Annotated in this window: 21 protein-coding genes; 12 read left to right on the top strand and 9 right to left on the bottom strand. The window is 57.4% G+C overall.

Features of this window, described 5'->3' with window-relative positions; all coding sequences use genetic code 11:
* Position 1: 1 nt before the first annotated feature.
* Positions 2-892, bottom strand: coding sequence for a YicC/YloC family endoribonuclease (locus tag ACR0LX_RS01285; protein WP_480782248.1), 891 nt, complete (start codon positions 890-892; stop codon positions 2-4).
* Positions 893-1121: 229 nt separating this feature from the next.
* Between ACR0LX_RS01285 and ACR0LX_RS01280 the strand changes: the two genes are divergently transcribed.
* Entirely contained in the window at positions 1122-1790 is a 669-nt protein-coding gene (locus ACR0LX_RS01280) for a PAS domain-containing protein (RefSeq protein ID WP_480782247.1), read from the top strand.
* A 57-nt stretch (positions 1791-1847) separates the two neighbouring features.
* Here ACR0LX_RS01280 and ACR0LX_RS01275 read toward each other — a convergent pair whose 3' ends face one another.
* Positions 1848-3218, bottom strand: coding sequence for a class II 3-deoxy-7-phosphoheptulonate synthase (locus ACR0LX_RS01275; RefSeq protein WP_480782246.1), 1371 nt, complete (start codon positions 3216-3218; stop codon positions 1848-1850).
* A 170-nt stretch (positions 3219-3388) separates the two neighbouring features.
* On the opposite strand from ACR0LX_RS01275, the gene ACR0LX_RS01270 reads away from it, so the two are divergent.
* Positions 3389-4393, top strand: coding sequence for a GlxA family transcriptional regulator (locus ACR0LX_RS01270; protein ID WP_480782245.1), 1005 nt, complete (start codon positions 3389-3391; stop codon positions 4391-4393).
* A gap of 4 nt (positions 4394-4397) precedes the next feature.
* Here the strand turns inward: ACR0LX_RS01270 and ACR0LX_RS01265 are convergent, their stop codons facing one another.
* Both ACR0LX_RS01265 and ACR0LX_RS01260 read right to left on the bottom strand, forming a co-directional pair.
* Complete coding sequence (locus tag ACR0LX_RS01265) at positions 4398-4808, bottom strand: hypothetical protein (RefSeq protein ID WP_480782244.1); 411 nt, start codon at positions 4806-4808, stop codon at positions 4398-4400.
* Positions 4809-4840: 32 nt separating this feature from the next.
* The gene (locus tag ACR0LX_RS01260) at positions 4841-5938 is read right to left on the bottom strand and encodes a PQQ-dependent sugar dehydrogenase (protein WP_480782243.1); all 1098 of its coding nucleotides are present in this window, start codon (positions 5936-5938) and stop codon (positions 4841-4843) included.
* Positions 5939-6130: 192 nt separating this feature from the next.
* Here ACR0LX_RS01260 and ACR0LX_RS01255 point away from each other — a divergent pair, with 192 nt between their 5' ends.
* The 7 genes from ACR0LX_RS01255 to ACR0LX_RS01225 all read left to right on the top strand — a co-directional run bounded on the left by ACR0LX_RS01255 (position 6131) and on the right by ACR0LX_RS01225 (position 12210).
* Entirely contained in the window at positions 6131-7312 is a 1182-nt protein-coding gene (locus ACR0LX_RS01255; RefSeq protein WP_480569808.1) for an ABC transporter substrate-binding protein, read from the top strand.
* Positions 7313-7439: 127 nt separating this feature from the next.
* Positions 7440-8228, top strand: coding sequence for an ABC transporter ATP-binding protein (locus ACR0LX_RS01250; RefSeq protein WP_170658565.1), 789 nt, complete (start codon positions 7440-7442; stop codon positions 8226-8228).
* On the top strand, positions 8225-9055 hold the full coding sequence (locus tag ACR0LX_RS01245; protein WP_480782242.1) for an ABC transporter ATP-binding protein: 831 nt from the start codon (positions 8225-8227) through the stop codon (positions 9053-9055). The genes ACR0LX_RS01250 and ACR0LX_RS01245 overlap by 4 nt, the downstream gene beginning before the upstream one ends.
* Before the next feature lie 2 nt (positions 9056-9057).
* Complete coding sequence (locus ACR0LX_RS01240) at positions 9058-9441, top strand: hypothetical protein (RefSeq protein ID WP_480782241.1); 384 nt, start codon at positions 9058-9060, stop codon at positions 9439-9441.
* Positions 9441-10451, top strand: a complete 1011-nt coding sequence (locus ACR0LX_RS01235; RefSeq protein ID WP_480782240.1) for a branched-chain amino acid ABC transporter permease — start codon at positions 9441-9443, stop codon at positions 10449-10451. Before ACR0LX_RS01240 ends, ACR0LX_RS01235 begins: the two co-directional genes overlap by 1 nt.
* On the top strand, positions 10448-11761 hold the full coding sequence (locus tag ACR0LX_RS01230; RefSeq protein WP_480569823.1) for a branched-chain amino acid ABC transporter permease: 1314 nt from the start codon (positions 10448-10450) through the stop codon (positions 11759-11761). Before ACR0LX_RS01235 ends, ACR0LX_RS01230 begins: the two co-directional genes overlap by 4 nt.
* A gap of 194 nt (positions 11762-11955) precedes the next feature.
* Complete coding sequence (locus ACR0LX_RS01225; RefSeq protein ID WP_480782239.1) at positions 11956-12210, top strand: hypothetical protein; 255 nt, start codon at positions 11956-11958, stop codon at positions 12208-12210.
* 47 nt (positions 12211-12257) lie between these two features.
* On the opposite strand, the gene ACR0LX_RS01220 is transcribed toward ACR0LX_RS01225, so the two are convergent.
* On the bottom strand, positions 12258-13805 hold the full coding sequence (locus ACR0LX_RS01220; protein WP_480782238.1) for a helicase HerA-like domain-containing protein: 1548 nt from the start codon (positions 13803-13805) through the stop codon (positions 12258-12260).
* Positions 13806-14251: 446 nt separating this feature from the next.
* Between ACR0LX_RS01220 and ACR0LX_RS01215 the strand changes: the two genes are divergently transcribed.
* Positions 14252-14860 carry an invasion associated locus B family protein gene (locus tag ACR0LX_RS01215; RefSeq protein WP_480569832.1) on the top strand — a complete coding sequence of 203 codons (609 nt, stop codon included), beginning with the start codon at positions 14252-14254 and terminating at the stop codon, positions 14858-14860.
* A gap of 65 nt (positions 14861-14925) precedes the next feature.
* Here the strand turns inward: ACR0LX_RS01215 and ACR0LX_RS01210 are convergent, their stop codons facing one another.
* The 4 genes from ACR0LX_RS01210 to ACR0LX_RS01195 are packed head-to-tail and all read right to left on the bottom strand — an operon-like array spanning position 14926 to position 19162.
* Positions 14926-16134, bottom strand: a complete 1209-nt coding sequence (locus ACR0LX_RS01210; protein WP_480569835.1) for a beta-ketoacyl-[acyl-carrier-protein] synthase family protein — start codon at positions 16132-16134, stop codon at positions 14926-14928.
* Between the two features lie 9 nt (positions 16135-16143).
* Entirely contained in the window at positions 16144-16401 is a 258-nt protein-coding gene (locus ACR0LX_RS01205) for an acyl carrier protein (RefSeq protein ID WP_170711547.1), read from the bottom strand.
* Between the two features lie 32 nt (positions 16402-16433).
* Complete coding sequence (gene lpxD / locus ACR0LX_RS01200) at positions 16434-17525, bottom strand: UDP-3-O-(3-hydroxymyristoyl)glucosamine N-acyltransferase (RefSeq protein ID WP_480569838.1); 1092 nt, start codon at positions 17523-17525, stop codon at positions 16434-16436.
* A gap of 35 nt (positions 17526-17560) precedes the next feature.
* A complete protein-coding gene (locus ACR0LX_RS01195) occupies positions 17561-19162 on the bottom strand; it encodes a L,D-transpeptidase family protein (protein WP_480782237.1) in 1602 nt (533 codons plus the stop codon).
* A 346-nt stretch (positions 19163-19508) separates the two neighbouring features.
* Here ACR0LX_RS01195 and mepK point away from each other — a divergent pair, with 346 nt between their 5' ends.
* Both mepK and ACR0LX_RS01185 read left to right on the top strand, forming a co-directional pair.
* Positions 19509-20078, top strand: coding sequence for a peptidoglycan L,D-endopeptidase MepK (mepK, locus tag ACR0LX_RS01190; protein ID WP_480569844.1), 570 nt, complete (start codon positions 19509-19511; stop codon positions 20076-20078).
* A 192-nt stretch (positions 20079-20270) separates the two neighbouring features.
* Entirely contained in the window at positions 20271-21836 is a 1566-nt protein-coding gene (locus tag ACR0LX_RS01185; RefSeq protein ID WP_480782236.1) for a carbamoyltransferase C-terminal domain-containing protein, read from the top strand.
* The last annotated feature ends 35 nt before the right edge of the window (positions 21837-21871 follow it).

Below are 21871 nucleotides of genomic sequence, written 5' to 3'. Positions count from 1 at the left end.
TCTATTCCACGTTCTGCACTTGCTCGCGCATCTGATCGATTACGGCCTTCAACTCAAGCCCAACCGACGTCAGATCGGCGTTTTGCGATTTCGAGCACAGCGTATTGGCCTCGCGGTTGAACTCTTGCGTCAGGAAATCGAACTTGCGCCCGACCGGGCCGTCTTGCGTCAACAGCGTGCGCGCCGCATTGATATGCGCCTTTAGCCTATCCAGTTCCTCGGTGATATCAGCCTTGACCGCAATCAGAGCCAATTCCTGCGCGACCCGGTCCGGGGCCGCACCCTGAGTGTTGTCCAGGACGCGCGCAAGGTTTTCGCGCAAAGACTGCCCCATTTCGTCGCGTCGTTGCTCGGCCAGTTCTGACGCGCGACTGGTAAGCGTCTCGACACTGTCCAATTGCGCGTTCAGGATTTCGGCCAATGCCTGACCCTCGGTCTTTCGCATGTCCAGGAATGCGATCAGCAATGTGGCAAATTCCGACCGGAGTTGTTCTACCAGCGGCGCTGCATCGTCCGCCTCGGCGCTGGCTTCGACCATTCCCTTCAAAGCCAGAAGGTCGCTGGCTTTCGATGGCGCCAACGTCAGACCCTGATTTGTCGCCAGCGTTTCGGTCTGCGCAAGGGCCTGCAATGCCGCCTGCATCGCCGGGACGTTCAGGCTTAGATCCGACGCAGTCTCTTCCCGGCTCAGCCGCAGGGACAGAGTCACGTTGCCGCGCGCAAGTGCCTTGGACAGGTCGGTCCGCAGTGCCGCCTCGAGCCCGGTCAGCCAATCCGGCACGCGCAGGCGCAAGTCCAGCCCCTTGCCGTTGACGCTGCGCAGCTCCCAACTCCAGCTATGAGGGCCATGCGCCCCTTTGCCCGAGGCGAACCCGGTCATGGATTTGATCATGCCTGCCCTTTCAAATCTGCCTTCCGCACCTAATGCCATCCGCCAGTCGGGGGCAAGACCTCGCTTATTCGTCAATTCATATGCGGAAGTTAACCAATCGTTAAAGAATTCCTCCAAAATTGTATTAACCCGTGCCAATCTTTCAGACACAAGGACTGGAAGGCCGGTGATCTGCCCAATAGTTGGCATTTTACGAAAATCGCGGCTGATCGGCGTTAGGGTGATGAAAATGAAAAGCTTTTTTGGAATTGGTTCCAGCTCGGGTTTTGGAAAGATCGTCGCAATGGACCGCTTTGACAGTGGGCGCAGCCTGTCCCCGATCCGTCAGGCCGAAGCGTATTGGACCGCGCTGCTGGATGGCAGCGAGGTTCCGATGCGTTCGCAAATTGATCCACGCGGACTTGAGAATATTCTGGAATATACCTTCATTCTCGAACGGATCGCGCCGGGACTGGCTCGCTTTCGGCTGGCTGGCAGCCACCTGAACAAGATTGCCGGCATGGAAGTTCGTGGCATGCCCGTGACCGCGTTTTTCGAACCCAGCGCACGCAGCGACATGACAGAACATCTGAATCGCGTGTTTTCCGAACCTGCGGTGGCCGAATTGAGCCTTGTCTCGACCGGCAAGATGGGTCGGGCGCGGATGCAGGCGCGGATGTTGTTGCTGCCCCTGAAAAGCGATCTGGGCGATATCAGCCGTGTCCTTGGCGTTTTTATCGGTGACGGCACGATCGGCGCAACACCGCGCCGCTTTAGCATCGCGGATACACGTATCAAGGCGGTGCGCGATGTTCAGATGCAGCCCCAGTTGCGCGAGCATGCCGGGTTTGCCGAGGATAAGGCCGAGTTCAGTCCCTCAGCCTCGCATCTCAGACTGGTCTCATCGCGCGACGACTGATCCAAAGAAAAACGGCGGGCACTGGGCCCGCCGCTTTCAAATTCTGTGCTCCGACGATCAGCTTGCGGCGCGCTTTGCCCCGTTTCGGCGCAGGTTCGTCAGCTCTTCGGCGACCAGGAAGGCCAGTTCCAGCGACTGTGTTGCGTTCAGGCGCGGGTCGCAGGCCGTATGATACCGGTCCGACAGGTCTTCTTCGGTCACCGCACGTACACCGCCGGTGCATTCGGTGACGTCCAGGCCGGTCATCTCGAAATGAACACCGCCCGGAATTGTCCCTTCTGCCTGATGCACGCCAAAGAAATCGCGAACTTCACGCAGGACAGAATCGAACGGGCGGGTCTTGTAGCCCGTGGCCGACTTGATCGTGTTGCCGTGCATCGGATCGCAGACCCAGGTCACAGTGGCGCCTTCTTCCTTGACGGCCTTGATCAGGCGCGGCAGATGCTCGCCCGCGTTTCCTGCGCCAAAGCGCGCGATCAAGGTCAGGCGACCTTCTTCATTTTCCGGGTTCAGCTTGGACATCAGAACCTTCAGGTCTTCCGCCGTCGTGGTTGGACCGCATTTCAGGCCAATCGGGTTTTGAACGCCACGGCAGAACTCGACATGCGCACCGTCGGGCTGACGCGTGCGGTCGCCGATCCAGATCATGTGCCCGGAACCGGCAAGCCAGTTGCCTGAAGTCGAGTCCAGACGGGTCAGCGCCTCTTCGTATTCCAGCAACAGGCTTTCATGGCTGGTGTAGAACTCGACGGTCGAGAACTCATGCGTCGTGTCCGCAGTGATCCCCGCCGCGCCCATGAAGTCGATCGTGTCCTGAATGCGGTCCGCAATCTCGGAATACTTCTGAACATCCTGCTCGTCGGTAAAACCAAGCGTCCAGGAATGAACACGGCTCATATCGGCGAAACCACCGGTCGAGAATGCGCGCAGCAGATTCAGCGTCGCCGCGGCCTGGGTGTAGGCCTGCAGCATCTTGGCTGGGTTCGGAATGCGCGCTTGGGGCGTGAATGCCAACTCGTTGATGATATCGCCACGGTAGCTGGGCAGTTCCACACCATCGACCACTTCGGTCGGCGCGCTGCGCGGTTTGGCAAACTGGCCCGCCATGCGACCGACCTTCACCACAGGCACTTTGGCACCATAGGTCAGCACCATGGCCATCTGCAGCATGACTTTGAATGTGTCGCGAATTGCGTCTGCGCTGAACTGTTCAAAACTTTCGGCGCAATCCCCACCCTGCAAAAGAAAGGCTTCGCCGCGACCGGCGGCACCAAGATGTTGCTTGAGACGCCGTGCTTCGCCAGCAAAAACCAGCGGGGGATACTGCGAAAGCTGAGCCTCGACTTTGGCCAGCGCGGCCGCGTCGGTATAGTCGGGCATCTGAACTCGGGGCTTGTTGCGCCAGTTCGATTTTTGCCACTCGGTCATAGCTTTGATCTCCGCTGAGGTAATTCAGGCTGTCTCTATACAAAAAGCTTTGAAGAGTGACCATATCCGATTTGCGCCTCTTGACGCAGCAAACAAGCTTTGAGCATGGTTGCGGCCACATCAGCGACCGGGGATGTTTCCGGCCAGCACCGAATCAAGGACAATTCGCCATGCAAGAGCAACGCCAAGTTGTCACTGTGGACAGCGATACCACAAAGCCGAAGCACTTTGTTTTCGTCTTGCTCGACAAGTTCTCACTGCTGTCCTTTGCCTCGGCACTGGACAGTCTGCGTATCGCAAACCGCATGGCCAATAGCGAGCTGTACCGCTGGACGCTGGCGGGCGAAGGCGGAGAGGTCGTGCAGTGTTCGGCGGGGACCACATTCAAGCTGGACAGCGATTTGCAGGAGTTGCAGCGCGATGACGTGGTTCTGATCTGCGGCGGTGTCGACGTGCAGGCGGCAACGACCAAGCGTGTTCTGAACTGGGTCCGGCGCGAAGCGCGCAAAGGGCTGAAGATCGGCGGCTTGTGTACGGCGGCCTATTCGTTGGCCAAGGCGGGGTTGCTCGACGGCAAACGTGCCACGATCCACTGGGAGAACTCGGACAGTTTCTCGGAAGAATTTGACTCGGTCGAATTGACCAAGGCGGTATTTCAGATCGACGGAAACCGCATGACAACCGCCGGTGGAACGTCTTCCATCGACCTGTTGCTGAAACTGATCGCAGATGATTATGGAGAAGAATTGGCCAACGCGGTTGCAGATCAGATGATCTATTCCTCGATCCGAACCGATCAGGACACCCAGCGCCTGTCGACCCCGACCCGCATCGGGGTCCGCCATCCCAAGCTGAGTCAGGTCATCCTGATGATGGAAAAAAACATTGAAGAACCGATCTCACCGTCGATTCTGGCCAAGGATGTGGGCATGTCGACCCGGCAACTGGAACGTCTTTTCCGCCGCTACCTGAGCCGCTCGCCCAAGCGCTATTACATGGAACTGCGCCTGCACAAAGCGCGCAACCTGTTGATGCAGACCGACATGAGCGTCATCAACGTGGCGCTCGCCTGCGGCTTTGCCAGCCCGTCGCATTTCTCGAAATGCTACCGGGCCCATTACAACACCACGCCCTATCGCGAGCGTGGCGCGCAGGCCGGGCGTTTGTCGGTCTAAGACATCAATAAAGTTTAAACAGTTCTTCGGAACTTGTGTTCATGTTGAACCGCAGAACCAGCACGCCATCTTCGCGCTCGTGGACAAGCGCATAGTAGAAGAAATAGCTGTTTTTGTCGTTCCAAAACGCGCGCATTTCGTGGGAAAAGCCATTGGAAAGCTCAACACGCTCCATAATGGCAGTGTTTGTCAGATAATAGGGCACAGCGTCGCGCAGTTGAGTCTGTATGACCCTCAATTGTTCGGGCGTGAATTCGTCGGCTCCGCCCAAACGCAGAACGACATTCGTAAACTCACGATTCTTTATCTTCTGTTCAATGTAATTTTCGTAGTCCTCGTAAGAACTGAAAGCTTCGTCGGCGAAGGCAGGTAACGCACAGAGCGCAAGTAACATCTTGGCAAGAAATAGTTTCACAGAATTCTCCGCTGGGTTGTCGTAAATCCGTTCTAGGGTTGCGGCGACATCCTGTAAACCGCGCCCTGCCCCACAGAAATGAACCAGATCGACCCGTCCGGTGCCTCAACAATGTCACGGACGCGTTCGGTTTCACCGCCCTTTATCTGCTCAACTTCGCGCAAGGGTTGCCCGGATAGCCTTGCGATGTAATCGAACTTTAGCGAGCCGACAAAAAGGCTGCCCTTCCATTGCGGCCAGAGCTTGCCAGAGTAAACCAGCAGACCGGACGGGGCGATCGACGGGTCCCAATAGTGCCGGGGCTGTTCCATGCCCCGCTTCGTTGTCCCCTCGCCGATCTTTTGCCCCGAGTAATGGACGCCATAAGAAATGACAGGCCATCCGTAATTCGCCCCTGGACGCACCATGTTCACCTCGTCGCCACCGCGCGCACCGTGTTCGGACACCCACAGCTGACCGCGCGCATCCAAGCCTGCGCCCTGCGGATTGCGATGACCATAGCTCCAAATTTCAGGGCGCATGCCGGGCTGGCCGACAAAGGGGTTGCCCGCCGGGACCGTACCATCCCGGTTGATCCGAATTACGGTTCCCATATGGTTCGACCGGTCCTGCGCCTGCGGTCGGTCACCTCGGTCACCAATTGTGACAAATAGCGTCCCATCCGCCGCCTCGACCACGCGCGAGCCGAAATGCCGCCCGCCGCTGCCGCCCGGAATGGCTTCGAAGATCACGCGAAGATTGGTCAATCGGTCGCCGGATTCGGACAGGCGGGCAACTGCAACGGCAGTTCCGGCACCACCCTTCTGTGGCTTGGAAAAAGACAGAAATACCTCGCGGCTTGTTCCGAAGTTTCGCGCGACGGTCACATCCAGCAAACCGCCCTGCCCTTTGACGGCTACTTTGGGCACGCCTTTGACGCGGCGCGATTTACCATCTTTGATGTACAGCAAGTCCCCGTCACGCTCGGTCACCAGAAAACTGCCATCAGGCAAAAGACCAATGGCCCATGGTGTACCCAGACCCTTTACCATCGGTGTTACCTGAATCGGCCCAACCGAGGTTTCAATGACTTGGGCATTGGTCAATCCGCCCCACAGCAGAAGGATCGCAAGGGTGCAGGCTCTCAGCATGGTAACACTCCCAATTTTTGGCCCAATCTTCTGGTCCAAACCTCTGGTGATGCCGCCGGATCGGCAACAAATCCATTAAAACAAATAGGATTGCTGCTTGGGAAAGCACAGTTGCGTTAGCACTTTTCTTTTCCGGGCAGCTTGCCTAGGGTCGTGCCCAGAACGAAAACGTTCAAAACAGGGAGTAACCAAATGAAAAAGCTGCTTACTGCAACCGCAGCAACCGCTCTGCTGGCCGGCACCGCCATGGCCGACGACGTAAAACTGGGCATTCTGTTCGGCTTCACCGGCCCGATTGAATCGCTGGCGCCTGCGATGGGCTCGGGTGCGGAATTGGCGATGGCCGAGGTCACCGAATCCGGCAAACTGTTGGATGGTACGTCCGTCACCGGCACGCGCGCTGACACTGGCTGCATCGACAACGGTCTGGCAACTTCGAATGGCGAACGCATGATCGGCGACGGCGTCGCGGGCATCATTGGCGGCGATTGCTCGGGGGTGACGGGTGCGATTTTGCAGAACGTCGCGATTCCGAACGGCATGGTCATGATTTCACCTTCGGCGACGTCGCCGGGCCTGTCGACCATGGAAGACAATGGCCTGTTCTTCCGCACGGCACCGTCGGATGCGCGTGAAGGTCAGGTCATGGCTGACATCCTGAACGACCGCGGCATCAGCTCGATCGCTTTGACCTACACCAACAACGATTACGGCAAAGGTCTGGCCGACGCGATCCAGTCGTCCTTCGAGGCTTCGGGTGGCGAAGTGACCATCGTTGCCGCGCACGAAGATGGCAAGGCGGACTATTCGGCCGAAGTTGGCGCGCTGGCATCAGCTGGTGGCGACATCCTGGTTGTTGCGGGCTATCTGGACCAAGGTGGTTTGGGCATCATCCAGTCTGCCTTGGACAGCGGTGCATTTGACACCTTCGGTCTGCCCGGCGGTATGATCGGTGACTCGCTGCCCGCAAACGTCGGTCCTGACCTGAACGGCTCGTTCGGTCAGATCGCAGGATCAGGCGGCGAAGGTGCCGAGAAGTACTTTGCCATGGCCGAAGCGGCCGGTTTCGACGGCTCGTCGCCCTATTCGCCTGAAGCCTATGACGCCGCTGCGCTGTTCATGCTGGCGATGCAGGCAGCGGGCTCGGCCAACCCGGCCGACTATGGTTCCAAGATCATGGACGTTGCCAACGCTCCGGGTGAGAAAATCTATCCCGGCGAACTGGCCAAAGGTCTGGAACTGCTGGCCGCAGGCCAGGAGGTTGACTATGTCGGTGCATCCGGCGTTGAACTGATCGGCCCCGGTGAAAGCGCGGGATCCTATCGTGAGATCGAAGTGACCGACGGCGAAAACAAGACCGTCAACTTCCGTTGATCCGACGCGAACAGTCATAAAAACAAGCAGCCCGGGCCTTGTGTCCGGGCTGTTTCAATGACAAAAGGCCGCACCCTGCTTGGGGATGGGACTATAACGCCTAAAAATTGGCGGCTGGGGGAGAAAAATGATCGTCGTCGAAGACGTGCACAAGCATTTCGGCGGGTTTCATGCGGTGGATGGGGCATCGCTGGAAATCCAAAAAGGGTCAATCACCGGGCTGATCGGGCCGAATGGCGCGGGAAAAACCACTCTGTTCAACGTGATCGCAGGTGTTCTGCCGCCCACCTCGGGCCGCGTTTTCATGGATGGCGAAGAGATCACCGGCCTTCCGCCGCACGATCTGTTCCACAAGGGTTTGCTGCGCACGTTCCAGATTGCGCATGAGTTTTCGTCCATGTCGTGCCGCGAAAACCTGATGATGGTGCCCGGCGCGCAATCGGGTGAATCGCTGTGGAACACCTGGTTCGGACGCAAGCGCATCGCCGATGAAGAGCGCGCGCTAAAAGCCAAGGCCGATGAGGTGCTGGAGTTTCTGACCATCGAACATCTGGCCGATCACAAGGCTGGTCAGGTCTCGGGCGGTCAGAAAAAGCTGCTGGAACTGGGTCGCACCATGATGGTCGACGCCAAGATCGTGTTTCTGGATGAGGTCGGCGCGGGTGTGAACCGCACTCTGCTTATGACCATCGCCGACACGATCCTGCGCCTGAACAAGGAACGCGGCTATACGTTCGTGGTCATCGAGCATGACATGGATTTCATCGGCAAAATTTGCGACCCGGTCATCTGCATGGCCGAAGGTAAGGTTCTGGCCGAGGGCACTCTGGACGAGATCAAAGCCAACGAGCACGTGATCGAGGCTTACCTGGGAACCGGCCTGAAGAATAAAGACAAGCTGGAGGCGGGCGCATGAGCGACAACCCCTACCAGGACGACAAGGGCAACAAGGACGCTTCGATCACCAATACGCATGGGGTTGGCACCATGACCCCCGCCCACCGCAAAAGCGGTCAGACGCATCGGGTTGAAGGCGGCCCCTTTTTGATCGGCGACACCATGACAGGCGGTTACGGCAAAGGACCGGACATCCTGCACGACTGCACCATTGCGGTCGACAAGGGTGAGATCGCGGTAATCGTCGGCCCCAACGGCGCGGGTAAATCCACTGCGATGAAGGCAGTGTTCGGGATGCTGGATGTTCGCCAAGGGTCCGTGCGGTTGGATGGCGAAGACATCACCAATCTCAGCCCACAAGACCGTGTGGTGCGCGGAATGGGCTTTGTACCCCAGACCTCGAATATCTTCACGTCGATGACGGTGGAAGAGAACCTTGAGATGGGCGCTTTCATCCGCCGCGACGACATCAGCCAGACGATGGAGCAGGTCTATGACCTCTTCCCCATCCTTCGTGACAAACGCAATCAAGCGGCCGGAGAGCTATCGGGCGGTCAACGCCAACAGGTCGCCGTGGGCCGCGCGCTGATGACCCAGCCCAAAGTGCTGATGCTGGACGAACCCACCGCCGGCGTATCGCCCATCGTGATGGATGAGCTGTTCGACCGGATCATCGAGGTCTCTCGCACCGGGTTGCCGATCCTGATGGTTGAACAGAACGCCCGTCAGGCGCTGGAGATTGCAGACAAGGGCTATGTGCTGGTTCAGGGGCGGAATGCCTATACCGGCACGGGCAAGGAACTGCTGGCCGATTCGGAAGTTCGCAAGAGTTTCTTGGGAGGGTGAGGATGAAAGTTCTGTTCCTCACAGCACTTCTGTCGGTCGGTACCGGTGGGGCCACAGCACAAGAAATCACAAAGTGTAAGATGGATTACACGTGTGCCAATATCGATGCTTGTCAGTCAACCAAGACGGGTCAAGGTGTTGATTTTGAGTTTGTACTTTTGCCCGACAACGAGCTTCGTCTTGATCTCGGAGATGGTGGGTTGCCGTTACTGAAAGTCCAGCAAGTGACCGACGACCTGATGACAGCACATGGCTGGGATTCCGATTGCTCAGCCTCATACACCTTCAGCTTATTCGCTGATGGGATTGTCGCTTACACGACCCACGTCTTTGTGGGCAAAGGTATAAGCCTGACCGGCCTTGGCCGCTGCGAGGTAAATGGCTAATGGACTTCCTCAACGCCCTTGTGGCGCTCTCCAACTTCGTTCTTGTTCCCGCAATCGCCTATGGCAGCCAGTTGGCGCTGGGCGCTTTGGGGGTGACGCTGATCTATGGCATCCTGCGGTTCTCGAACTTCGCCCATGGTGACACGATGGCTTTTGGCGCAATGATTGCCGTTTTGGTCACGTGGGGCCTGCAAGCCGCCGGGGTTAGCTTCGGCCCGTTGCCGACCGCTCTGCTGGCCCTGCCCTTTGCCATTCTGGGCTGTATCGTTCTGGTGCTAATCACCGACCGGCTGGTTTACAGGTTCTACCGGGAACAAAAGGCCAAACCGGTCATTCTTGTGATCGTGTCGATGGGCGTGATGTTCATCATGAACGGGCTGGTGCGGTTCATCATCGGGCCTGATGATCAAAGGTTCTCGGACGGTGCGCGCTTCATCGTCTCGGCAAGGGACTTCAAGGCGATGACCGGGCTGCGCGAGGGGCTGGCGATCAAGACCTCTCAGGGCATTACCGTGATCGTGGCTGTTGTCGCCGTGGCGCTGTTGTTCTGGTTCCTGAACAAAACCCGCACCGGTAAATCGATGCGCGCCTATTCGGACAACGAGGATCTGGCACTGCTGTCCGGCATCAACCCCGAGCGTGTGGTGATGATCACATGGATCATCGTCGCAGCACTGGCGACCACGGCGGGTGTGCTTTACGGCCTCGACAAAAGCTTCAAGCCGTTCGTCTATTTCCAGCTTCTGCTGCCTATCTTTGCCTCGGCCATCGTCGGTGGCCTTGGCAACCCGATTGGGGCGATTGCGGGCGGATTCATCATCGCGTTCTCAGAGGTTACCATCACCTATGCCTGGAAAAAGGTGCTGACCTATCTGGCACCGGAAAGCCTTGAACCATCCGGATTGGTGCAGTTCCTGTCCACCGATTACAAATTCGCAGTCAGTTTCGTCATCCTGCTGATCGTGCTTCTGTCTAAGCCCACGGGCCTGTTCAAGGGGAAAGTGATATGAGCGAGACGGTCAAAAATACGCTGCTCTTTGTCGTCGTCGGCGCGCTGATCTTGCTCACGGGCTTCATGCAAAGCTGGAACGCTGCGATCCTGATCCTGAACATGGGTCTTATCTCGGCCATCATGTCGATCGGTGTGAACCTGCAATGGGGTTTTGCCGGCCTCTTCAACGTCGGTGTCATGGGCTTTGTCGCGCTGGGCGGACTGGCGGTTGTGCTTGTCTCGACTCCGCCAACACCCGGCGCCTGGTCAAGCGGCGGTTATGGTGTCATCCTGGCGCTGCTGCTGGGGGCCGCGACAGTGGTTGCGGCCGTGATGGTGGCGCAGAAGATGCCCAAAGGGCGTACCCAGACCCTTGCCATCATCGGGATTTTGATCGTCGGTTTCTTTGTCTACCGCGCCCTTTTCGATCCAAATGTCGCCGCAATCGAGGCGATAGATCCTGCCATTGCCGGCAACATCGGCGGTCTGAACCTGCCCGTTCTGCTGGCTTGGCCTGCTGGCGGGTTGTTGGCCGCAGGTGCTGCATGGCTGATCGGAAAAACTGCACTGGGTTTGCGCTCGGACTATCTCGCGATTGCCACTCTGGGCATCGCCGAGATCATTATCGCGATCATGAAGAACGAGGATTGGTTGGCGCGTGGCGTCAAGAATGTCTATGGCATTCCGCGCCCCGCGCCGGTGGTCGGCTATGAGGTCGATCTGCAGCAAGACCCCTCTTTCCTTGCGCGTGCCGATTGGCTTGGGCTCGACCCTGTAATCGCATCGACCCTGTCGGTAAAGCTAGGATATTCGCTGCTGTTTCTGATCGTGCTGCTGGCGCTGCTGTGGATGGCGCAGATGGCGCTGAAAAGCCCCTGGGGCCGTATGATGCGCGCCATTCGCGACAATGAGGTCGCGGCCGAGGCGATGGGCAAAGACGTCACCCGTCGTCATCTGCAGATCTTTGTACTGGGCTCTGCTGTATGTGGCATTGCGGGCGCGATGATGACCACGCTGGACGGTCAGTTGACGCCTGGTACGTACAACCCGTTGCGCTTTACTTTCCTGGTCTGGGTGATGGTGATTGTTGGCGGCTCGGGCAACAATTTCGGCGCGGTTCTTGGCGCTTTCCTGATCTGGTTCTTGTGGGTGCAGGTAGAGCCAATCGGTCTGTGGCTGATGAGTCTGATCACAGCCGGATTGCCCGATGGCAGTGCGCTGAAGGCCCATCTGGTAGAGAGCGCTGCACATATGCGCTTGTTCACCATGGGACTGGTTCTGCTGCTTGTGCTCAGATTCAATCCAAAAGGGCTGATTCCGGAAAAATAGCCCGCATTCAGAGGGGAATTTTGGGAACCGCGCCTCAGAAACGGCGCGGTTTCTTGCCTGAAAGGTAAATATTTTGTAAACGCCGGGGTCACCACTCACCTAACCGAAGCGTCCTGCGATCATTGCATCATGGGTGTCTCGGGCGGGATTGGGCGAAGTCTCTTGTTAACCATTGCAGGACGTTAGTGAACCCGATGAAACTCAGTATCAAAACCGTATTGATTGCGCTGCCACTTGCCGCGACGCTGGCCGGTTGTATCCCAACCCCCGAAGATCTTGAGACCACTCCGGTCAAAGTGCAGACGCCAAAAGGTGTGGTGACCTGCCAGTTGTACCGGCAAAACCGGGTAACGTGGGACCGAGCAATTGACTTCCCGGCCACCAAGATGTCGGTGCCCGAAGCGGATCGTTATTGCCGACAGGAAGGTCAGCGCCGTCTTAATCAGTGACCGTCGGAGCGCCTTGCCGTTGTGCGCAAGGCGTCCTTTCCAGGCGATCAGCGGTTCTTGAACAAGCTGCCCAATATGCCCCGGACCATGCGGCGACCGGTCGTGCCTTTCAATTCCTTGATCACCGCTTCGCTCATGGCTGATGCGAACGTGTCCTTGCGCCGGGTGATCCGAGCCGAAGACCGCCCGACCCGGCTGCCGGAAAACCGTCTGGCGGCGCTGAACTCGCGTTCCATCGGGGACTGGCTGGCCAGAACCTCTTCGGTTTCCGCCTGCTCTGCGGCTTGCGCTGCTGCTTGGGCACGGGCCTGAAGGATTTCATAGGCGGATTTGCGGTCTACCCGTTCACCATATTTCGCAGCCATCTTGGACGCCGCCACAAACGCCTTTCGCTCGCTCGCTGTGATCGGCCCGAGTTGAGACCCGGGTGGCCGGATCAACGTCCGTTCGACCACCCCCGGTATCCCTTTTTTCTCCAGCATCGAGGTCACGGCCTCGCCCACGCCAACCTCGCGAATGGCTGTTTCCGTGTCGAAGGCCGGGTTTTCGCGATAAGTTTCGGCGGCCAGTCGCAGGTTCTTGCGATCCTTAGCGGTGAATGCGCGCAGGGCATGCTGTATCCGGTTGCCCAGCTGGCCCAGAATATCTTCAGGGATATCGGCCGGGTTCTGCGTGATAAAATAGACCCCGACCCCCTTGGAGCGGATCAGACGCGCGACCTGCTCGACCTTGTCCACCAGAACTTTTGGGGCATCATCGAACAGCAGATGCGCTTCGTCAAAAAAGAACACCAGCTTGGGTTTGTCCGGGTCGCCAACTTCGGGCAGTTCCTCGAACAGTTCGCTGAGCAACCACAGAAGGAACGTTGCATACAGGCGCGGCGCGCCCATCAGTTTGTCCGAGGCCAGAATGTTCACCATCCCCTGCCCGTTTTCGTCCACACGCATCAGATCGGACAGATCAAGCGCAGGTTCGCCGAAAAGATTGGTGCCACCTTGGTTTTCCAATACCAGCAGGCGACGTTGAATCGCACCGATCGAGGCGGTCGATACATTGCCATAGCGCAGTGACAGCTGCTCTCTGTTCTCGCCTATCCAGACCAGAAGAGCTTGCAGGTCCTTGAGGTCCAGCAGCGGCATGCCTTCCTCGTCCGCGACGCGGAAAGCAATGTTCAGGATGCCCTCCTGCGCCTCACTCAGTTCCAACAAGCGGGACAACAACAGCGGTCCCATTTCCGTGACAGTGGTACGAACCGGGTGACCCTGATCCCCGAACAGGTCCCAAAAGGTCACCGGGCATGCTGCGTAGGAAAACGCATCAAAGCCGATCCGGGATGCCCGGTCCTGAAACGCCTGATGCAGCTTGTGATCTGCACTGCCGGGTTTTGCGAGCCCCGAAAGATCGCCTTTGACATCAGCGAGGAAAACCGGAACGCCAGCCTGCGAAAACCCCTCGGCCAGAATTTGCAGTGTCACGGTTTTGCCCGTTCCCGTGGCCCCGGCAATCAGACCATGCCGGTTTGCGTAATCCAACGCCAGTCCCTGTGGCTGACCATACTCGGTTCCGCCACCGCCAACGAATAACTTGTTTTCCATCTGATACCTGTCCCAACTTCTACCGATCTGTCCAAAGCATACAAAGTTAACCTTTGGGTGCGATAGTCAATCTGCTTTCCAAGCGGTGTTCCGGGCGGAAAGCGACTTCCTCCCTGTCGACTGGCCGTGCCTTCGGGCACGGCTCTTTTTTGCGTCTTTGATGGTTTATCGAAGGAAATGCATCACTTTTTCAGGTTAACAGTTGACCACTGGGTTCGCCTTTCGTAACGTCGCGCCATAACTAAGTCGGCCAGTCCGACGGGGAGAACCAAAACGTCAAGGGAGCCGCTGTACCGGCTCCCTTTTCTGTTGTGTCGACGCATTGAAACTCCCCTCAAACGGCGGAAATCCGACAATTTAAACTTTGGTGCGTCGGTTTGAACCTGACAGTCTCAAGCAAGGATGATAGACGGAACAAAAAGCTGGATCAGCAACACGAGGCATTCATGATCAAGAACCTTCTCACCTTCAACGTCGTCGCCGCAGCGTTGTTCAGCAGCGCGGTCTTCGCACAAGAAGCGGCCCAGGAAGAGCAGACCGAAGCACAGGTCCCGCAAACCGAAGCCGGATCCGATCTGGATCTGGGCGAAGAAGGTCCGCGCGTTGGCGAGCAATATGTCAAAGAAGAAAGTGGCGATTGGAATATCACCTGCCTGAAAACCGAAGATGGCAACGATCCCTGTCTTCTGCGCCAGGTTCTTTTGGGCGAAGAGGGTCTGCCCTTTGCAGAGATTTCCGTCAACAAACTGCCCGAGGGAAACGCGGCTGTTGCCGGTGCAAGCCTGATCGTACCACTTGAAACCATGCTTCAGGCACAGGTTGCTCTGTCCATCGACGGCGCACCGGGCAAGCGTTACGACTATCACCATTGCAACCGGGTCGGGTGTGTCGCGCAGCTAGGCTTCACCCAAGGCGATATTGACGCGATGAAAGGTGGCACCACGGCGACTATTTCTCTGGTGTCAATTCTTGCCCCCACTCAGTTGCTCGAGACTGAAATGTCCTTGGCGGGCTTCACCAGCGGCTTTGACAAGTTGATACCGCTCGAGAACTGAACCGAGCAGAAACAAATGCGCCGCTGGCTCCAACCAGCGGCTTTTTTTTGTAGCGTAACGACGCTTCAGACGCGTTTCAGTGCCAGAACTGCATTCAACCCACCAAATGCGAAGGCATTGCTAAGCGCCACATCGATTTTCGCATCGCGCGCCTCGTTCGGAACCACATCCAGGGCACATTCGGGGTCGGGTTCTTCATAGCCGATTGTCGGCGCAATAACCCCGTCGCGCAGAGCCATGATACACGCCAACAACTCGACCGCGCCGGTGCCGCCGATCAGATGACCATGCATCGACTTGGTCGATGAAATCATCAGATCATCGGCGTGTTTGCCAAATACATCTGCAACAGCCGCGCATTCGGTCTTGTCATTGGCCGCGGTGCCCGTCCCGTGCGCGTTGATATAGCCAACGTCGCTGGCGTTCAGCCCGGCATCCGCCAGTGCCCCGGCCATTGCGCGCGAGGCGCCCTGTTTGCTGGGCATCACGATATCTGCCGCGTCCGAGGACATTGCAAAGCCGACCACTTCGCACAGGATATCCGCGCCGCGCGCCCGAGCGTGATCATATTCTTCAAATACGAAGACGCCAGCACCCTCGCCTTGCACCATGCCGTTGCGATTGGCGCTAAAAGGTCGGCAGGCGTCTTTGGACATGACGCGCAACCCCTCCCACGCCTTGACGCCGCCAAAGCACAACATCGATTCTGAACCGCCAGTGAGCATAGCCGGCGCGGCGCCACTGCGGACCATTTGAAACGCCAGCGCCATGGCGTGGTTCGACGACGCGCAAGCGGTTGAAACAGTAAAACTGGGACCTTTGAGGTTGTGTTCCATCGACACATGGCTTGCCGCTGCGTTGTTCATCAGCTTGGGCACCACAAAAGGATGCACACGGTTCTTTCCGTCCTCATAGACGGACCGGTAATTGTCGTCCCAGGTCGAAACACCACCACCAGCTGTCCCCAGAACCACCCCAGAGCGCGCGGCCACGTCACCGTGAAATTCGATCCCGGATTGCTGGATGGCCTCTTTCGCGGCGGTCAGCGTGAACTGCGTGAACCGATCATACAGGGTCATCTGCTGGCGGTTGAAACGGCCTTCAGCCTCGAACCCGCGCACCTGCCCACCGATTTTGATAGCCAGCCTCTCGACATCACGAAACTCCAACTCAGAGATTCCGCAACGACCCTCGCGCATGGCTTCCAGCGTATCGGGCACCGAGTGGCCCAGTGAGTTGATTGTACCGGCCCCGGTAATGACGACGCGCTTCATGAGATTATGTCAGACCTTTTCCGACACCAGCTTTTCGATACCCGCGATGATCTTCGCGACATTCGATATGTCAAAATCACTGGCAGTTGGCTCATTCGCATTGAACGGCACCGAGATGTCAAACTCTTCTTCGATAGCGAAAATGCTTTCGACCAGGCCCAGGCTGTCGATACCCAGATCCTCGAGGGTGCTGTCGGGTGTGACATCCGATGGCTCCAGCACGGCCTGCTCTGCAATGATTGCGATGACGCGGTCGCTGATGCTCATATCGTTCCCCTGATTGTCGCGTTGGGGATGATTTAATCGCTCGGAGGCTGTTTGGAAACAGCCTTTTTCAAAGCCGCTACGTCGCTGGCCAATCGGGGCAGACGACGCTGCGCTTTGTATATCTCGGTATGGCTTTCCATTTTGATACCGGGATAGCCCATAATGACACGTCCGGCAGGAACGTTGGACAGTATCTTGGTGCCGCCGCCCGAGATCACGCCATCGCCGATGAAAATGTTGTCTACAACCCCGGTCTGGCCACCCAAGACCACGTTGTTGCCTATTTCAACCGAACCGGAAACACCTGTCTGACCGCATAGCAAACAATCATTTCCGACCCGCGTATTGTGGCCCACATGCACGAGGTTATCCAGTTTCGACCCGCTGCCGATCACCGTGTTGCGGATCGTGCCATTGTCGACAGTGCAGTTTGAGCCGACCTCGACATCATCTCCGATCTCGACCGCGCCAAGCGAGTGGATGCGCAGCCAGCTTTGCGCCTTGGCCTCGCCCTGATCGCCCAGGGTCTTTCGGGCATTTTCGGCCCCTGACACTTCGGGTGTCACAAAACTGAAACCGTCCCCTCCGATACGCGCACCGGGTTGGGCGATGAATCTGTCACCGATCTGACACCGCGCGCCGATGCTGACCATTTCGCGCAATACGGCGTTTTCACCGATTGAGGCATCCATGCCGATCACACAATGCGACCCAATTACCGAGCCTGCCCCAACCCGCGCACGCGCACCGATCACGGCCAGAGGTCCAATTGATACGTCAGCACCAATCTCCGCGGTGGGGTCTACAACTGCCGACGGGTGAATGCCCTCGGCGACACCCTGCCCCCGGTCCAACATCGACGTTATCCCCGCCATCGCCATTCGGGGACGTTTCACAAAGATCGCGGCATCTAGGCCAAGGGCCTTCCAGTCCGCTCCTTCCCAAAGAACAGCGGCCCGTGCGCCGCCTGTTGAAAGAGCCTCGGCATATTTTGGTGCCATGGCCATTGCCAGATCGGTTGGCCCCGCATCACCAGGCTCCGCTGCGCGCAGTATCGTCAGATCGGTTTGTCCCTCGGCTTCGGCACCAAGAGACTGAGCGATTTGCTGAATAGTGAACTGCATGTCGGGCTTCCTTGTTGCAGGATTTGCCCCAGTGATTACCCCTGAACGTCCGGCAGGACCACCCCTGCCTTCTGCAGCGCGTCCCAGATTTTTTGATCCCGTTTGTAAACGTCGCGACGATACTGGACCTCACCCTTGGGGCCGATATACGCCGTGCGGTAGATCAGATGCACCGGAACCGGTTTTTCCAGGTTGACCTTGGTCTCTTTGCCGGTGTTCAGGACACGATGGAAAAATGCCTTGGGGTCCTCTTCCTGCCGGGCCAGCAGCGCATAGGCAAACTCAAACGGTTGGGCCAGTCGGATACAGCCATGAGAGAAAGCCCGCACCTCACGCGCAAACAGACTTTTCTGTGGCGTATCATGCAGATAGATGTTGTGCTTATTGGGGAACATGAACTTTACCAGCCCCAACGCATTGCTCTTGCTGGGGGGCTGTCGCATCGAAAACGGGAAGTTTCGCGCGGTGAACTGATTGAAGTCCACCGCCCCGCGATTCACCTGACGTCCGCGCCGGTCCGTGATCTGGATGTGACCCACCGCATTCGGGTTCGCGCGCAGCTTTGGCAGGTATTCCTTGGTGATGATCGAGCGTGGCACATACCAGCTTGGATTGATCACCATATGCTCCATCTCATCCGAGAACTCGGGGCTGCGGCGGTCATGTACGTTCTTGCCGATGACCGCGCGAGTTTCAAATGTCACCCGACCATCGTCGACGATTTTGGCCGAGAAATCGGCCTGATTGACCAGAACATGCCGTTCGCCGCGCTCCTCCGGCAGCCAGCGTTCCCGCTCTAACGCCACCAGAACGGCCTTCAGCCTGTCCGATGCCGGGCGATTCAATTCGGTGATGGTGCCTTTGCCAGCAACACCATCTGCTTCAAGTCCGTGCGCTGCTTGGAAAGCCTGTACTGCCGCGACCAACGCATCGTCATAATCAGGGCTGGCCGTGGGTTTCAGATACCCCATCGTTACCAACCGATTGCGCAACTTTACGACGTTCGCACCGGAGTCACCCCTCTCGAGTTTTGTGACGGGCACAGTCGGCCCCCAACCGCCCTGGGCGATCAGATCCTGCAGGGCCATCTTCTGCTTCATCAATGCGCGGTATTGCGGCGAGTTCGGACCAAGCTGTTGGATATAGCCCCCCGGATGACCCGCGACGAGGCGCTGCAAATGGTCTGCAGCCGGACGCCGCTCGACCTCGCGCACAAGCCCATCGTCGATTTGAGATGGCCTGACAGTTCCGGCCTGCAAGTCGCTGGCATATTTCACAAAAACCCGGCTCAGCTGAGCCTCAATCGCACCCAGATCGCGTGTGGTTCGCGCCTGTTCCATCTGGTCGATGAGGGACTGTACGTCATAACGCCCCGCAGGCAGACCGTGGCGATCGGTATTCGACAACGCCTGAACCAAAGCTGCCCGACGCGATTTGTGCTCGGGCCCGGTTCCGACCCAAATGGGCTGATATCCGTTCTGGCGGTAGTACGCCGAAATAGCCGGGTTCGATGCGGTGTTTTCCGCCAGCGCCATCTGGAACGCGGTCGAACTTGTGTCCCCCTTGGCAAAGGACGCGGACAAGGCAAAACCCAGCGCAAAGAGGAAACGGGTACTGGTACGGGCAACAGGCGACATGAGATGACCTTGGTTATTCAATGACTTGAGCGCCTCAAACAGGGCGTAAGGGAAATAATGTTCGTTCACTTCAGACTTGTCTATTCACAAATGTATCACCAATCCGCATCTTTTGCGCGCTGATGCGCGTTTGCATCTCGCTTTTGGACGCCTGCTCAATTTCGTGACTCGTCTGCGTCAATTGCGCAAAAAACTGCCGAAAATTCCCCCTTGAAAGCGCCTGAGCGAAACACTGCTTGGCTCACGAATCCGGCTGTGTCATAAAATCCGCATCTGGGATGGGAAAAAATTAAGACAGCATGCGTAACATCGTGTGCAGGCAGGAACAGTACGGGACGAAACAAAAATGACCAAGAGCAGTAGTTCGGGCTTGACCCGACGTGCCCTATTGGGCGCATTTGCCGCTACGGCAGTGATCGCGGCACCGACCTATTCCAATGCAGCAGGGTTTCTTCGCGGCGGTGGCGATATTCGTCGTATCCGCATGTATTCCGGACGCACCGGCGAACGGATCGACATGGTCTATTGGGTCGATGGAAAATACATCAAGGACGCCGTCAAGGAAGTGAACCACTTCATGCGTGACTGGCGCAATGATCAGGTCATGAAGATGGACCTGCGGACGATCGACATCATGGCCGCCTCGCACAATCTTCTGGATGTCAGCGAACCCTACATGCTGTTGTCGGGATATCGTTCACCAAAGACCAACGCGATGCTGCGGTCGCGGTCTCGCGGTGTGGCGCGGAATTCGCTTCACATGAAGGGACAGGCTGCGGATCTTCGGCTGGGGTCTCGATCGGTCTCTCAGATGGCAAAGGCCGCCATGTCTTGCCGCGCGGGCGGCGTGGGTCAGTACTATCGCTCCAATTTCGTGCACATGGATTGCGGCGACGTCCGTACATGGCGCGGCTGAACGGCACCAGATACGTCCCAGACAACAACTGCCCAGTTCCAACAAGACATTGCCGCGCGTTTAGCGCGGTGAAACATATACTTTATTTTTCTTTCGTAATCGCTCAGGCTGCAGATGCTCTGGGACCGCGATTGTGTTGATCACTCCGCGGCTCATAAAGCCAAGCTTTGATGATTTAACGATTGCGATGCCATGAAAATATTGTCTTTCAAACCTGGTCATGACGGTACGATTGCAGGCATAGACACAACTTCACGACGATTGCTGTTTTCATATGAGGCCGAAAAGGGCGGCTTCCCACGCAATGCCGCCGTAACACCGGATACCTTTATTGACGCAGGCCTCTGGTTCAACCAACTACCGGACGGGATTGCGCTGAGTGGCTGGTCCATACCGCAATCGGATCATGCCACCGTCTCGGGCGCAGGATATCGCGGCGTTGGTCCGGGGTCAGAGCAATTCAGAAAGACGACCTTTTTCGGCAAGACGCTGGACTATTATTCCTCGACACATGAGCGGTCGCACTTATGGGCAGCTTACGCACTATCGCCATTCCCGCAGGGCGAACCCTGCTATGCCCTGGTTTGGGAGGGCGTGTTGGGCGATTTCTACGAGATCGACAGCGCCTTGAATATTCACCATCTGGGCCAGGTTCTCAGCGCACCCGGTCACAAATACGCGTCACTTTATGACCTGGCCGACCCGGCCTACAGGCCATCCGATGGTACGTTCCGCAAAAGCAACGCCGGCAAACTGATGGCGGCTAGCGCCATGGGTGATGCGAGCCGCGTGGACAAGGATGCGGATGCGTTGATCGAAGCCATACTGGACTGGGATTCCGATACGAAGCCGCTGAAAAAAAGTGACTTTTCTTCTTCGCGCTTTTTTGACATAGGTACAGATAGTTCGCAGTTTCATGATCTGGCAGCCAGATTCTCGGATGCTCTGTTTGATCGGTTCCACCGATTTGCCGAGGCAAATTTGACAAACGGGTATCCGTTGCTGATTTCCGGCGGCTGTGGATTAAATTGCGACTGGAACACGCGCTGGAAGAACAGCGGTTTGTTCCGCGATGTTTTTGTGCCGCCCTGTACCAGCGATTCCGGCAGCGCGATCGGGACCGCCGTGGATGCGATGCGGCACTATACTGGGCAGGCAAAACTGGACTGGGACGTGAACTCCGGACAGGCGTTCATCGACGATCAGATCGATCTGACGGATGTCAGCATGTCAGAGTTGAACCTATCGGACGTCGCTGCCGCCTTGCATGAGGGCGCAGTCGTCGGTTGGGCCACTGGAAACTGTGAGATCGGACCGCGCGCGTTGGGGAACCGATCAATTCTTGCCGCGCCGTTTGATGCTGCAACTCGAACCCGGTTGAACCTTATCAAGGGACGGCACTCAGATGCGCCGATCGCACCGGTTTGCCTTGAGGAAGACGTGTCAGAACATTTCGACTGGGACGGCCCATCGCCTTACATGTTGCATTTTCAGAGGGTCACCGACCCCAGATTGAAGGCGGTCGAGCATCTGGACGGGTCGGCACGTGTGCAAACCGTGAACCGGCAACAGAACGCGCGGCTCTACACGTTGCTGCAAGAATACAAAAAGCTCTCGGGTGTCGGAGTGCTTTGCAATACGTCTCTGAATTTCCAGAACGCTGGATTCATCAACAGAACCAGCGACTTGAACCGCTACGCGCGCTCTGCCGGGTTGGATGCATTCGTGGCCGGAATTTCATTTTACCGGTTCAAATAGTTGAGGCCAAGTCTTTCGGACTATTACAAAAGGCC

The sequence above is a fragment of the Ruegeria sp. CH11 genome (genome assembly GCF_056537105.1).
Note: the sequence above shows the minus strand (reverse complement) of the source record. Positions and strands in the feature narration are given on the sequence as shown.